The 14,834-nt window shown below is 40.6% G+C and carries 15 protein-coding genes; 1 reads left to right on the top strand and 14 read right to left on the bottom strand.

Going from position 1 to position 14,834, the window contains the following annotated elements:
• Positions 1–11: 11 nt before the first annotated feature.
• The 8 genes from menD to loaP form a co-directional block, all read right to left on the bottom strand.
• Positions 12–1,778, bottom strand: a complete 1,767-nt coding sequence (gene menD, locus ACTNBF_RS09055; RefSeq protein WP_441089104.1) for a 2-succinyl-5-enolpyruvyl-6-hydroxy-3-cyclohexene-1-carboxylic-acid synthase — start codon at positions 1,776–1,778, stop codon at positions 12–14.
• Positions 1,778–2,884 carry a polysaccharide pyruvyl transferase family protein gene (locus tag ACTNBF_RS09050; RefSeq protein WP_441089103.1) on the bottom strand — a complete coding sequence of 369 codons (1,107 nt, stop codon included), beginning with the start codon at positions 2,882–2,884 and terminating at the stop codon, positions 1,778–1,780. The genes menD and ACTNBF_RS09050 overlap by 1 nt, the downstream gene beginning before the upstream one ends.
• Positions 2,885–3,379, bottom strand: a complete 495-nt coding sequence (locus ACTNBF_RS09045; protein ID WP_441089102.1) for a glycosyltransferase — start codon at positions 3,377–3,379, stop codon at positions 2,885–2,887.
• 31 nt (positions 3,380–3,410) lie between these two features.
• Positions 3,411–3,875 (bottom strand): PssD/Cps14F family polysaccharide biosynthesis glycosyltransferase, encoded by a 465-nt coding sequence (gene pssD / locus ACTNBF_RS09040; RefSeq protein WP_441089101.1) that lies wholly within the window; start codon positions 3,873–3,875, stop codon positions 3,411–3,413.
• A gap of 20 nt (positions 3,876–3,895) precedes the next feature.
• Entirely contained in the window at positions 3,896–5,146 is a 1,251-nt protein-coding gene (locus tag ACTNBF_RS09035) for a nucleotide sugar dehydrogenase (RefSeq protein WP_441089100.1), read from the bottom strand.
• Between the two features lie 396 nt (positions 5,147–5,542).
• Entirely contained in the window at positions 5,543–6,574 is a 1,032-nt protein-coding gene (locus ACTNBF_RS09030) for a glycosyltransferase (RefSeq protein WP_441089140.1), read from the bottom strand.
• 186 nt (positions 6,575–6,760) lie between these two features.
• Positions 6,761–8,179, bottom strand: a complete 1,419-nt coding sequence (locus tag ACTNBF_RS09025; protein WP_441089099.1) for a sugar transferase — start codon at positions 8,177–8,179, stop codon at positions 6,761–6,763.
• 139 nt (positions 8,180–8,318) lie between these two features.
• On the bottom strand, positions 8,319–8,828 hold the full coding sequence (gene loaP, locus ACTNBF_RS09020; RefSeq protein WP_441089098.1) for an antiterminator LoaP: 510 nt from the start codon (positions 8,826–8,828) through the stop codon (positions 8,319–8,321).
• Between the two features lie 430 nt (positions 8,829–9,258).
• Between loaP and ACTNBF_RS09015 the strand changes: the two genes are divergently transcribed.
• Positions 9,259–9,459, top strand: a complete 201-nt coding sequence (locus ACTNBF_RS09015; protein WP_441089097.1) for a hypothetical protein — start codon at positions 9,259–9,261, stop codon at positions 9,457–9,459.
• A 37-nt stretch (positions 9,460–9,496) separates the two neighbouring features.
• Here ACTNBF_RS09015 and ACTNBF_RS09010 read toward each other — a convergent pair whose 3' ends face one another.
• The 6 genes from ACTNBF_RS09010 to ACTNBF_RS08985 form a co-directional block, all read right to left on the bottom strand.
• On the bottom strand, positions 9,497–9,997 hold the full coding sequence (locus ACTNBF_RS09010) for a VanZ family protein (protein ID WP_441089096.1): 501 nt from the start codon (positions 9,995–9,997) through the stop codon (positions 9,497–9,499).
• Positions 9,998–10,002: 5 nt separating this feature from the next.
• Positions 10,003–10,659, bottom strand: coding sequence for a (d)CMP kinase (gene cmk, locus ACTNBF_RS09005; protein WP_441089095.1), 657 nt, complete (start codon positions 10,657–10,659; stop codon positions 10,003–10,005).
• Between the two features lie 17 nt (positions 10,660–10,676).
• A complete protein-coding gene (locus ACTNBF_RS09000) occupies positions 10,677–11,189 on the bottom strand; it encodes a hypothetical protein (protein WP_441029389.1) in 513 nt (170 codons plus the stop codon).
• A gap of 14 nt (positions 11,190–11,203) precedes the next feature.
• Entirely contained in the window at positions 11,204–12,307 is a 1,104-nt protein-coding gene (locus ACTNBF_RS08995; RefSeq protein ID WP_427820676.1) for an AAA family ATPase, read from the bottom strand.
• Positions 12,308–12,494: 187 nt separating this feature from the next.
• Positions 12,495–13,727: an NAD(P)/FAD-dependent oxidoreductase gene (locus tag ACTNBF_RS08990; RefSeq protein ID WP_441089094.1), complete on the bottom strand. Its 1,233-nt coding sequence runs from the start codon at positions 13,725–13,727 to the stop codon at positions 12,495–12,497.
• The gene (locus ACTNBF_RS08985) at positions 13,724–14,653 is read right to left on the bottom strand and encodes a MurR/RpiR family transcriptional regulator (RefSeq protein ID WP_427805850.1); all 930 of its coding nucleotides are present in this window, start codon (positions 14,651–14,653) and stop codon (positions 13,724–13,726) included. Before ACTNBF_RS08985 ends, ACTNBF_RS08990 begins: the two co-directional genes overlap by 4 nt.
• Positions 14,654–14,834 lie beyond the last annotated feature (181 nt).

Here is a 14,834-nt window from a genome sequence, read left to right as displayed (position 1 = left end):
TCCTCACCATACTACTTTTTGAAGAAGCCTGCGATTTTCTGAGCCTTCTCCTGACCAATCGTTGACTTTATCAATTCCTTACTTCGTCTGATTGTTTCGGATTGCAGATCCCTTGGACGACTCAGGTCAAAATAATCATATATCACATCTGCATCTTTTTTCATTTCAGTGAACACTTCTAAGAACACTGGTTTGTCCAGATCATTGCGCATAAACTCTTCGATGCAACTTTGCAGAGACTCTTTGTCATGAGCACTAAGATAGATGAAATTATTGGATTTCACCCATCCCTCTGCCTGAGTAAAATGCCTTGCAGTAGTGTGAAGGTCACTGGCTTCATTCTTCCACATCCTATTGAAATAAAACTCTGATCCACCTTCATTGTTAATCAAAAGAATATGGACGTTGTTTCCTATATGCCTCAGTCTTGCCGCATTCATATCATAGAAGAATGCAAGATCGCCGATAATCAGGTAGCTTGGCTTGTTCGAAACTGCCGCCTGACCCAGGAAAGAAGACATGCATCCATCAATTCCATGTGTACCGATGTTAGCATATGTTTTGATACCCGGATGGAGCCTGAAAAAGTTCGTAATGCGGATGCTATCGTTAATACTCAAATGGAGGACGGATTCTGATGGAATCCTCTCCACTACCTCCTTGATTGCATAAACATGAGACCAGTCAAATTCAGGGATAATAACTGAATCAGCATAACTTTTGAATTCCTCGAAATATTTCCTGTCATTAATGATTCCTGAAGCAAGCCGGTTGCAATACTCGAAGAAGTACTCCGGTTTGCACTCAAAAATTGTTGTTATACTTTTATATATATCAACAACCCGTCCATCTTCCTGTACCAGCCAATGTTCAAACTCGCCTGCAAATTTTCTTAACTGCTCTTTTATCCCAGAGAAGATGTTCCCGCCAAAGGAAATCACAATATCCGGCAGAAGTTCCTTTGTTTTCTTTTCCGTGATATAACGTGCATCCATGCAGACCGTGGTATTGATGCCTTCTTCTAAATCAATGTTTGCCATATAATCCAGCACTACTACTGAATTATACTTTTCAAAGAATTGCTTGATGCCGTTCTGTAATTTAGGACTAACATAGCTGTTCTGACCACAGGTAACAAGAATTCGTTTTGCGGCTTTTAACTTTTCTATTCTCTTATTCCACTCTTCTTCATCATCGTTGATTCCAAGGCGATCTATCTTGGTGACCTCGGGCAAAGTTTTTACATTAAACGAGTTATTATAAGACTTCATGGGCACATTGATATGCACCGGACCAGTACCACGATGATTAAGTTCCAACAATGCCTCATTAACAAGCCTCTGACAGAAGATTTCGTCATCTCTGGAATTGATGATAGGGAGGTTCACAGATTTTCTGACATGACGATCATACATTCCCACCTGATCGATCATCTGATCTTCCCACTGTCCCAGCATTGCCGGATCACGATCACTGGTAAGAACAACAATCGGTACTCCCTGGTAAAATGCCTCTGCAACAGGAGGCCAGTAGTTACATGTGGCTGTAGAAGAAGTACAGGAGATTACCACTGGCTCATTCAGTTCCTGTGCAAGTCCCAAAGCAAAATAACCGGCACTACGCTCATCCACTACGGAATAGCAGCTGAAGTAGGGGTCTTCTTCTATAGAATGCACAAACGGGACATTTCTGCTTCCTGCAGAAAGGACACAATGGCTTATCCCGTATTTTTTTAACAATGCAATAATTATTTGATAGGTTTTTAATTCGGTATACATTAATGGAGCTCCTCTTCTAAAAATTTATAACTTCTATTTCTCTCTAACCTAATGACCTCATCCACTTTTTTATAGTCAATAAACTCATCAACTTTATCTCCAACTTTATCCAAATCATCAACGATTCTATTACTCAAACTCAATCTTCCCAGTAAATCAGTCATCTTTTCCGCATTGCCGTATCCAGCACTTCTGACAACAGAAGCAAACTGTCTATGAGTAATAACAGAAAGAATTGTTCCGTGGAATGTGTCAGTCACAACGCAATCAGCATGTTGGAAATAAGCAATTACCTGGAATGGATTGCAATCTATGAACTTATCACATGCATCCTGAACGCCACCAATACAGAAAATTTTCAGTCCTTTTTTGTTGGCAAAAGATCTAATCTTTTTACATTCTTCTTCACTGAAACGCCCAGCATATCCATAAAGAATCATATAATCTTTTTCAGGAACGTCTGTTGGTATATCAGTACATTTTCCGATGAAGTCATAAGCTAACACAGGGTCCAAGTTATATACTGTCTCTTTTCCGGTTAGTTCTTTTACAACATTTCCACTGTTTGCGTCTCTTACAGAAATGGAGTCTATACCACTTAAATAAGAAGCAACTTCCTTATCTACACCATATTTCTTGAGCTTTTCTACAGTTGTGTTACCAAATGAAGCGGCATATGTGATTACTTTCTTTGCATTATTGTTAGCACCGAATAGCTCCGGTGCGAAACCAACGTTAGTGTTGTTTTGAACACAATTAAAAACTTCATCGCTTCCAATTACCAATACATCAAGCTCAGGTGAATAGTTCATCTCACCATCAATACCAAGATATGGATAATAATTCTTCGCATAGTTCTTTTTATACTTAATGAACTTAATCTTTTCCTTGAGAGGAGCATTATACTTAAATGCTTCCAGTACTTTTGAAATCTTTCTTTTTATACCCGTGCCACCATCAGCTGGAATAAGCGTCTTTCCTGGATGATAGTCAACAAATTGAACCTTACAGCCCAAATCTTCTAATATATGTTTTAAACCATATGCTTGAAGGAATGAGCCATAATTGGCTATCCTCTGCATAGAAAGTATTCCAACTTTTTTCATTTACTTCTTCCCCTCAAACATCCCATCAACAATGCTATCCAGTTCTTCACAAAACTTAGCATTATTGCTTGTGTTCTTTCCTTCTTTTTTGATTTCATCATATCGATCTATGACTCCACCAAGCTTTTCTATATCTTCAACAACCACAATGGTGCCCATTCTGCTTTCAACCTCTTTACAGAACTTTACCTGGTGGTCGTTGACATGTTCGCTGTATTTATATTGTCTAGGCACAACAATCGGTGTCTTCCCAATCTGAAGTGGCATGATAAAACTTGATGGGCCACCATGCGTGATGACAACCCTAGCCTCATTTACCATTTCAACCATCTTCTGGTATGGGAAGAGCTTATTCCACTCACAGTGCTTTGGTTCATATGTAGAGTATCCAGTTTGCATCACTACTTTTTCATCATGGTCTGCTGCCCATTTATCCATATACTCAACCAGTCTATTGAACTGTTGTTCATGAGTTCCTACTGTAACAAAAATCACTTATTCTTCCTCCCCTCACAACCCACACAACTTAAAAAATACTTCCTAAGTTAACTGCCTTCGGGTACACTTTCTTCATTTCTTCCCATTCCACAATGAATCTATCTGCTACTGGGTAACAGAGTTTTCCTGCAATTGTGGAAGCATCAATTCTATCAAATACTTCAATGTAAATAGTTTTAGCCCCCATCAGCTTACCAATCCAAAAAAACGGAATTGCAGGCGCAGCTCCGGAGCTGATAATAAGATCAGGTTTTTCCTTTGGAAGAATTTTCAGTGCTCTCCAAGTATTTATGAGAAGGGCTTTGATGGAACGATTTGAAGGATAATAAACGGAGTACATCTTCTCTCCTTTAAGCAGAGAACGAGCATCTTCCTTATCAAAGGTTACCCAAAATCTATCCTTATCCTGCCAGAAAGGCTTTAACATATATAAATGTGTAAGATGTCCGCCAGATGAACCGACTAGACATACTTTTATTTTTTTCTTTGACATCTGGCTACTTTCCTCCTAACTCAATCCCTCTTAAAAATATCGCGTGTATAAACCTTCTCTTTCACATCATCCAGACACTCGTCATACCGATTAGCAATGATAGCGTTGCTCATGCTCTTGAACTTTTCCAAGTTGTTGACTACAACACTGCCAAAGAAGGTTTCGCCGTCTTTCAGCGTCGGCTCATAGATGACCACAGTGGCCCCCTTCGCCTTGATCCGCTTCATGACACCCTGGATGCTGCTCTGGCGGAAGTTATCACTGTTGGACTTCATGGTCAGCCGGTACACACCAACTGTAGCAGGCTTCTCTTTGCTCTTGCTGTACTGGTTATCTTCCTCGTACCCGTAGTACCCAGCCATTTTCAGCACACGATCCGCAATGAAATCTTTACGAGTTCTGTTGCTCTCAACGATTGCTTCAATGAGGTTTTCCGGCACATCCTCATAGTTGGCCAGCAGCTGCTTGGTGTCTTTGGGCAGACAGTAGCCGCCATATCCAAAGCTCGGGTTATTGTAATGGGTGCCGATACGAGGATCGAGGCAGACGCCGTTGATAATCTGCTGCGTATTCAAACCCTTCATCTCGGCGTAAGTATCGAGCTCGTTGAAGTAACTTACACGCAGCGCCAAATATGTATTGGCGAACAGTTTCACTGCTTCTGCCTCAGTGAAGCCCATGAACAGTGTGTCGATGTTCTCTTTGATTGCGCCTTCCTGGAGGAGTGCAGCGAACTCGTGCGCCGCCTCAACCAAACGCTCATCTTCCATATCCGTACCGACGATGATGCGGCTGGGATACAAGTTATCGTACAATGCCTTTGACTCACGCAGGAATTCAGGGCTGAAGATGATGTTCTTACTGCCAGTCTTCTCCCGAATGCTCTTGGTATATCCGACCGGAATTGTGGACTTGATGACCATAATCGCATTTGGGTTATACTCCATAACCAGTTTGATCACAGTCTCGACTGCGGATGTGTCAAAGAAGTTCTTCTGGCTGTCGTAATTCGTCGGAGCCGCAATAACAACAAAGTCCGCATTACTGTAGGCGAGTTTAGCGTCCAGCGTTGCGGTCAGATCTAGTTCCTTCTCAGCCAGATACTTTTCAATATACTCATCCTGAATCGGGGATTTCCGGCTGTTGATCAGCTCAACCTTTTCCGGCACTATATCAACCGCATAAACCTTATGGTGCTGAGATAACAAAGTTGCAATTGAAAGACCAACATAGCCTGTACCTGCAACTGCAATAGTGTAATTCTTCATCATGCTCTCTCCTCGTTTCTATCTATTCTTCTATTCCGCTCACGTCATCTGGTGTGGTTTGGTTTTTCTTGTGTAGGTTTTATGATTTGGTTTGGTGTTGTTGTGGTATGTTTTCTTCTTTATGTTTTCTTCTTTATTTTTTCTCTCCCCACTCTTCTCCTACCCCATCCACCCAGTGTACCTTCAACTTTCTTTTACCCCTCACTTAAAATCACTTACCAAACCTAATCTTTCGGTGCTGGTATTAGTGAAAGTGATGAGAAATAGTACGTATAAGGTAGGGTGGGAAGAATGGTAAACCAACCGCTAAACCATGACGAGCATACAAATATACAGTGTATATCTTTTTTAGTGCTTTTTAGTGGGTTTATACCCTGCACTCTTGTGGGGACATCAAATCTACCAGACAAGTCTTCGCCAATGGAATGTAAGCATTCCAACCACCCTCGCTACCATAATCGGAATTTGCAAAACAATTTCTTCTATTGTTATTAAAATCAGTTTCGGTATCCATCTCAAAAGGCTCCTCATATTTTTCTCTGTATCTATGTATGCTGCAAATATTGTCAATCCAATTTGAGCCAAAGCATATCCTGCAAACACCAACGAACAAAACGGAAACATATTCTTGTCTATCAACAAAACCGTGTAAATTACCCAAAAGATAGGCCCAAGTAACTCAATCACGAACTGGTAGCACATTGTTACGAGCCCCAATAGCCCATAATGTGGATTAGCAATCATGTTATGGTGCTTGATAAGACAATCCATCAATCCCCTTTGCCACCTGTCTCTTTGGTGTAATAACCTTTTAATGCTATGTGGCACTCCGGTATAACAGACAGCAGTTGGATCATAAACAATCTGTTTCTTCGATTGTTGATAGTCTTTCTCTTGCAATCGAAGAACCAACTCCATATCTTCCCCAACAGTATCGATATCATACCCATTAATTCCCAGCAGAGTGCTTTTGCGAAAGACCCCTAATGCCCCTGAAATCAAACACTGTGCGTTTAACCTGGCAAATATGCTCCTGGAAATCTGAAATGTCTTCATATATTCGCAAGACTGAATCGCTTCCAGCTGACATGAGTCTTCTCTTTTAACAAGTAAGCGTCCACCGACAGCAACCACTTCATCATTTCGGAAATGCTTTACCGCCTTAGAAAGAGCATCTTCCTGTAAGACACAATCAGCATCAAGTATACAAACCAAATCATTTCTTGCATGGCAAAGCCCTTCATTCAAAGCATTTCCCTTTCCCTTTTTTCGGATATAAAACTCTCGCAACAAATAATCCGAATCTTGATAAAAAACATCTTTTTCAGCCACATCTGTGCCCTGTGGAAGATCTTTGATATCATTTCTTAGAATCAAAATCTCACAATTCGTACATTCCTGTCGTATAACGGATTCTATTGTTTCGTTTATGATTCTTAATCCGGTTAAAGGAATCAGGATACTTACTGAAAATCAGATTTATTTATCATCCTCATCTCCTCTGCTATAGTTTATCGACATTCCGGTCGAGTTCTGTATGAGCTTGGATTTCTGTCAACAAAATCCATGTGAAAACTCAACTGAGAATTTATGGTAGACATTGCTAAATAGAGCTTTCTATTTCGCCCCATCTTTTCCAATCACAACCAACACTGTTTTCAGCAAAATCTTAATATCAAGCCCCAAATCCCAGTTTTTAATATATTCTGTATCCAGCCTCACAACTTCTTCAAAGTCGGTAATGTCGCTCCGTCCGCTGATCTGCCACATCCCGGTAATCCCCGGTTTGATCGCCAGTCTGGCCCGATGATGCAGATCATACTTCTCCCACTCATCCTCTGTAGGCGGTCTGGTTCCAACGAGACTCATATCACCTTTCAGCACATTCCAGAACTGTGGAAACTCATCCAGGGAATAATCCCGGATAAAATTTCCGATCCCTTTAATAATCCTAGGGTCATTATCCATCTTGAACATCATGCCATCCTTGATATTATTCTGCGCCATGAGTTCCTTCTTCCGTTCCTCCGCATCCATATACATGCTTCGGAATTTATAGATTTTAAACTTTCTTCCATTCTTTCCAACCCGGATCTGGCTGAAGAAGATCGGTCCCGGAGATTTCACAAAGATACACGGTGCCACAATCACAAAGATAATCGCTGTACCGATCAGTCCGACAATTCCTCCTGCGATGTCCATAAGCCGCTTCACAAATACCTGTTTCTGTGATGCCATGTTGATGCTGCTGGAGATCACCGTATATCCTTCAATCTCCTCCACCATCTGACGCATCTTCTCTTTTTTCAGCCTTGCCAGCTTCAGATGCACCGTAAGTCCCATGATTCCACATTCATCAATCAGCTTCTCCGGAAGCGGTATCTCATTCGGAATGCTGAACATCACTTCATCTGTCCAGGCTGTTTTCAAATATTCAGCGATCTGATCCACTCCGTAAATAACCGGAAGTCCATGGAATTCTCTTCTTTCGCCTTCTTCATCCACGATCCCGATTCCGGTAACCTTGAATTCACTGTATGGATTATCGGTAAAGTTGTTAAGAAGTTCTTCATAATTCTTTTTTGATCCGACCAGCATAATGCCCCGTTTTCCGGCAGCCGGTCCCCGGTGGCTTCTCAGCCACATTTTCAAAATACATCTTCCTATAAAAAGGAAACTCCATGCAATGAGCGGAAAATAAAACATCGCCAGACGCGAAGAATGTGCAGATTCTTTAATTACAAAAAGATAGACGATGACACCGGCGCAAACAACGAGCACATGACGTGCAACCGCTTTTGCTTCCAGCCAGTATCCTCGTCTCAGAATACCTCGATATGTTTCCATCAGGAATCCCATCACCAGATCAATCAGCCCCAGGACAATGAAGATGCTTCGCATGAACGTATCCATCTGCAAAGTCAGGTCTCCATTTCGTACCACATACGCCACATAGAACGCAGCTTCTATTAATATGAAGTCCAACAAAATAAAATCCCAGTGCTTGAACCAATGCGATGTATTCCTTTTATACATTTTTCTTCCCGACCCTCAAATCTTTCGATGCCTGTGGGCATTTATTTGCCCTGCATTTATGGCACTTTCTTTTATAACCAGTATTTTTATCGTATAAAAAATGATGTTTCTAGCAACGTAGTTATTTCAGTTCCATTTTTTACACAGTTTTGGAAATAATTTCCAATCCCACTTCAACTCTCTGCATTCTTCCGAACATTTCGATTTCCAGCCAGGCTTTACGCTTGTGGCGGTCAATCTTTCGAATGAACGCTTCCATCCCTTCAAGAGGTCCGGACAATATTTTCACTTGTGAATTTTCAATTATTCCTTCTGACATTTGAACGATCTTATCCTCACCGCCGAAATGCTGAATAAACTCAACTTCCTCATCGGTGAGTGGAACGATCTCCTGACCGGTTCCGATCATCTTGGTCATTCCATCAATGTGTTTTAATTCTTCATATAAATCATTCAAATAATCTGTAACCACAAAAACATAACCGGGAAATAGAATCTTTTTCTGAACAGTACATTTACCTCGGAAGTGTTTCTTCTCTTCATACTGAGGTATGAAACATTCTTCCATAATACTTTTGTCTATCTTCTTTTCGCATTGTAAACGAATTCGTTCTTCTGCACCTGTACTGACCTGTACAACGTACCACATTCTTTTTCACCTTACTCATGTTTATGTCATCGTTTGTTGCATGGATTAGGAAAAAAAAGAACCTTGTCATCTAAAAATGGATAAGCTTCGCCACTCCATCTTTATTCAGACAGATTCTCATACACATATATCATCTGAATCTTCCAAACGCGACACGGCGACGATTTGGCTTACTCAGAATTTTTCCGTTTCCACACTTTCTATATTATACCTTATACCTTTTTATTTTTCAACATTTGTTGACATGATTTGTGTTTTTTCTATAGCGCACACCTATATGCACGATTTTTTTTTGTGATTTTTGTGCATTTCGTATATTGACTCTTTGGCTTAAAGTGATGATGTTACTTTATTTGGAGGGTTTTTTATGGAATTTTCTGTTTTTTCTTTTCTTCTCTTACCATCGCATAACAGAGCGGAGGCTAAGAGAATGAGTATTTATGAATATGATGAAGAACGGCATATGAGACAAACTCGCGCGGAAGGTTATGAGGAGGGGAAAATGATTGCTACAGCTCGTATTAACCAGTTAAATCTTATTCTCATAGAACAAAACCGCACTTCCGATATTGCAAAAGCTGCGGCTGCCCCGGATTATCAGAAGAAACTATTAGATGAGTTATCTCTATAGCTCTATTAAAATAACCAGTCACATCAAGGGAGCATTTCTACTCCCTGCTATGACTGGTTTTTCTTTGACATAATTTTTCTATCACAGTGATTCCTATGACTGTCACCAGAATTCCCAATGTCGCACCCGATGTATCGATGCAGACATCCTGGATTCTTCCTGCCCTTCCTTCTACGAATAGCTGATGGAATTCATCGGTACATGCCATAAAGGCACTGATTCCGATGCTGCCAAATATTTTCCATTTCATTTTCATATAGATCTGCTGCAGCAAAAGCATGCTAAGCATTCCCATCACAGCATATTCGCAAAAATGTGCTGATTTTCGGATGATGAAGTTATACGGTTCAAGGAATTCTCTCTGTTCTTCTTTTGACATTTCTCTGAATTCCGGTATGAAGAATCCGACAACCTTCGCCCCGAATCCTATGCTCGTGTCTGTGGATTCGTCTCCCGGCTGGGCGGAAAATGCGAATATGATGCATCGCCATATTAAAATGAGAAAGACATAGAAATGTTTTTTGTTTTTTATTATCATTCTCTCTACCTGCAAAGGCCGGTGATTGCCTTTACTACTTCCTCGATCGTCATATCAGAGCTGTCCACAAGGACGGCATCGTCTGCCTTTTTAAGCGGTGCGATTTCCCGGTTCATGTCGCGTGTGTCGCGTTCCTGGATATCTTTTGCAATCTCGTCATAGTCACATGCGATTCCTTTTTCCGTCAATTCTTTAAACCGCCGGTTTGCGCGGCACTCTACGCTTGCCGTCAGGTAAATTTTCACATCTGCGTTCGGAAGTACGTGGGTTCCGATATCTCTTCCGTCCATCACGACATCTTTTTCTTTTGCGAGGTTTCTCTGGAGATCCAGCAATTTTGCCCGGACTTCCGGTACGGCAGAACTGATGGATGCCATATTTCCCACAGCCTCTTCTCTCAGCATGGCGGTGATGTTTTCTCCGTTTAAATAAATCTGCTGTGCGCCATCTTCGTATCCGATGCTTACTTCTGCATCTTTGCAGGCATCAATGATTTTTTCTTTTTCATCCGGCTGAATGCCTTTCTTCAGGAAATGGATTGCAAGTCCGCGGTACATTGCGCCGGTATCGACGTAGATGTATCCTTTCTCTTTGGCAACCAGTTTTGCGATCGTGCTTTTTCCGGCTCCGGCCGGTCCGTCAATGGCTATGTTGTATCCCATGTTTTTGTTCTCCTTATTTAATAATTCTTTATTTTCTCAGCATCATTTCCAAATTCACAAAATTCATTTTGTGGAATTCGTGACCAAAATTTTGATATATCAAAGTGACATTTATTCAGCCTTGCCCCCAAATTGGAACAATTATTAATATCACTTTTATATTCTTTCTTTGAAGCACTTTTCGTAATTTCTTCGACAGACTTAATATTACATGCATTTACCAATTCATCCTCAAGATTCTTTACTTGTGGAACGCATATCACATCTTTAATTCCTTTTTGCATTTTCAAAAATTCTACATTATACTTTATTATTTCCATATTATTCGTAATATCTGTATCATAGATTAACACAACAATTGTACCAGATTTTAGCGGTCTGATTCTTGCAATTGTAAATCTGTTTTGTACAACGTTGAACTTATCAACCTTCCCACTTTTGACACATCCCAAGTCTCTTTTTAATGCATCTAAAACACTTTTCTCATCATCACCCTCAACATAATAATGATAAATGGATTCTTTTTTCATTTGTACACCCCCTATTATAGGTCTGCAATTTCATATAACTTATGTAATTCAGGAGCTGTACAAAACAAATCATTCTCAACAGCATTTTTCAAGGAATCTGTATTACGCTTTAAGTATTGTTCGGCGTGTATACATTTTATCGGCAAATCTATATCTCTTACATCTTTTTTCAGAAATGTAAAAGTATGTTTGGGCAACTGCATGTCTAAAATCTCAGTATTATGTGTCGTAAAAAACAATTGCTTTCTTCCGGTCAACTTTTCAATCATAATAGATAAACAAGCTTTCTCAACATCGCTGTTAACATAGGAAAATAATTCATCACAATAATACAAATCATGCTTATCGCAAACCAAAGATGCAATAATATATGAAATGTCCAGACCAGCTTTTGTACCGCTTGATAATACCTCTCCATTTGCAATTTGTCCATCTTTAATAATTACGGAACAATGATCCAATTTTATAGCGTAGGTATTATCTACCTCTTTGACTTTTATAACATCTTTTATTGATGGATCTAAAGTAATCAGTATTTGTTTTAAAATATATAGATATTTTTCATTTTCTTCAATAGGTATATAAGTTTTTTTCTTCCATGCATCTTGAGGATATGAGAAGTACCATCCACTAGTATTAATCTGATCATATGAAATCTTATTGCAATCAGATTCGTCCAATCGTTTTGCGCAGTTTTCATAATTATCTCTTATTCCAATAGGTGTGAAATACACATTAATATCTACGTCATCTTCTTTATATTCAACTTCAGCTTTTGGACGTACAGACAGTTGAAATCTATAAAGCCTGTTCTCATTTGTAACAAAGTCTATTTTAAGAAATGCATGTTTTTTCTCATTATCAATTTTGCTTGTAAATCTTTTATACATCCCATCCTCAAAATAATTTGTAAATGTCATAAGAAGTTTTCCAAGCGATGTTTTTCCAGTTGCATTTCCGCCCATAATTATATTTACTTTTTTGTAACGAAAATTTTGCCTGTCATTCAAATATTCTTCACTTATTGTTGAATCTACTATTTTTTTAGGATAAGACATATTCATATGGAAATTCTTAAAAGCATATAGATTGTCCGCTTTTATATCCATTATTATCATTGCTTGTCCTCCTTTTTTTCTTTTGTATATTTGTTCGCATTTCGCGAAATAATATCTTTGCATTTATTATACCTCGTCCCACAAAAAATTCAAGTTTATTCTATATATATTCTCATTTCATTTTTCGTAGAACGTATAAAAGGTCGAAACTTTGCATCGCTTCAACCTTTTAGCATCGTTTTTCTTCCTACCAAATACTGCATCCCGCCGCATACCCCGTCGACCAGGCAATCTGCAGGTTGAATCCTCCGGTAAGTGCATCCACATCCAGAACTTCTCCTGCGAAATACACTCCTCTTACCAGTTTGGATTCCATTGTGGATGGGTTCACTTCTTTGACCTTCACTCCCCCGCGTGTGATAATTGCTTCCTTGTAATCGCGCAGTCGGGTAAGTGTCAGTTCCAGGTGTTTGATAAGATGAACGAAATGCTGACGTTCTTCTCTCGATATGATATTCACTTTTTTCTCCGGATCAATTCCGCTTAGTGCGACCATGACCGGAATGAGTTTCGCCGGGAAGAGGGAATTCACAGCATTTTTAAACTGTTTATTATGGTTTTCTTCAAATTCACGCAGTACGCGCGCATCGAGCTGTTCTTCGGAAAGTGCCGGTTTCAGATCAATCACCAGCTTCAGTTCTTTCCCTTTTCCGAGCATTTTGCCTACATATGCGCTGGCGCTGATGATGAGCGGGCCGCTGACGCCGAAATGGGTGAACAACATCTCTCCGAAATCTGAGAAGATTTCTTTCTTCCCATTGTAGATCGTGGCCTGTACATTTCGCAGGGATAATCCCATTAGCTGCGGCACGAAATCTTCTTTTGTCTCAATCGGCACCAGTGAAGGGGCGGTATCAGTGATGGTATGGCCAAGACTTGCTGCAAACTCGAATCCATCTCCGGTCGATCCGGTTGTCTGATAGGAAAGTCCGCCGGTCGCAATGATACATGCGTCCGCCGTCACTTTACTTCCATCGGCCAGTACCAGATGGGAAAATGAGCCGTTCTCCGCAACCACATTTTTCACTGTTGTATAGAAATGTACCTGGACGCCCAGATTTTTCATCTCTTTTTCCAGAGTCTTTATCACATCCGAGGAATGGTCAGATTGCGGAAATACACGATTTCCACGCTCGATTTTTACCGGAAGCCCGGCATTTTCAAAAAAATCCACCACGTCCTGATTGGTAAAACCGTAAAAACTGCTGTACATAAATTTCTCATTTGTGACTACATTTGCAAATAAGGTATCCATATCGCAGGCATTGGTGATGTTGCAGCGTCCTTTTCCTGTGATGAATAGCTTCTTGCCGAGTTTTTCATTCTTTTCAAATATATGCACTTCGTTTCCATTTCTGGCGGCAAAGATCGAAGCAAACATCCCGGCTGCGCCGCCTCCTATGATCAATACTTTACTCATTGATTCTCTTTTTCTCCCGTCTTATCAGATTTCATGGTTACGGTATCTCCGACCGAATTCAGTTCGTCCCGCGAGTAGACTTGATACTCGTCCCAGATATCTTCCAGTGTTTCCAGTGTCTGGATGACTTCTTTCTGCTTCTTCATGCAAAGCGCCACGACCAGAGCGTTGATCACGCTTAAAGGTGCGACCAGGGAATCCACGATAGACGCCATATCACTTCGTGCGATCAGGTTGCAGGAAGAATAGAGGTTCATCGGAGAATGTACACTGTCGGTCAATGTGATCACTTTCGCTTTACGGTTGCTTGCAAACTCCAGTGCTTTCAGCGTTCTCATGGAGTAGCGCGGGAAGCTGATGCCGATAATCACATCCTCTTCATTGATCCGGATCAGTTGTTCAAATATTTCACTGGAGCTGTTCGTATGAACACTGATTACGTTTTCGCAGATCAAATTTAAATAAAAACTGAGGAAATTAGCTAACGGGGCGCAGCTTCGGATGCCGACTACATAGATTCTCTTTGCATTGAGGATCGTATCTACCGCCAACTCAAACGCCTGCTGATCAATGCTTTCCATTGTCATCTTGATTTTATCGATATCCGACTGAAGCACAGTCTCAAGAATCTCACTCTGGGTAATTCTTCCGTAAGTGACCTCCATCCTCTGGATCGAATTCAGTTTTGTCCGCACCAGCTCTCCAAGTGCTTTCTGAAATTCCGGATATCCCTTGTATCCGAGCTGAGATGCAAAACGCACAACCGTGGACTCGCTGACACCTACTGCTTCCCCCAGCTTCGATGCCGTCATAAATGCTGCTTTGTCGTAATTCTGCCGGATATAATCCGTCAGGCGCTTCTGGCCTTTGCTCAGTTTCGGATACTTTTCTTCCAGTCTTGTTAATAGTTCATTTTGCGTACTCATGAACTGCCTCCTTTGGGGACGTTCCTTCTGTCACGATGCTGGGGTCAAAAGCCCTGGCATCGAACGTCCTTTTTTTGCTTTTTGTTGCTATTTATAAGTTTCTACCGTAGTTTTCGGTATATTTGGTGTCGATTGTAACTATACCCTTCCCATATTCTTATGCCAATAGAGGATTTTCTGC

Source organism: Bariatricus sp. HCP28S3_A4, from assembly GCF_052066395.1.
Classification (GTDB): Bacteria; Bacillota; Clostridia; order Lachnospirales; family Lachnospiraceae; genus Allocoprococcus.
This window is presented reverse-complemented; position numbering and strand designations above follow the sequence as displayed.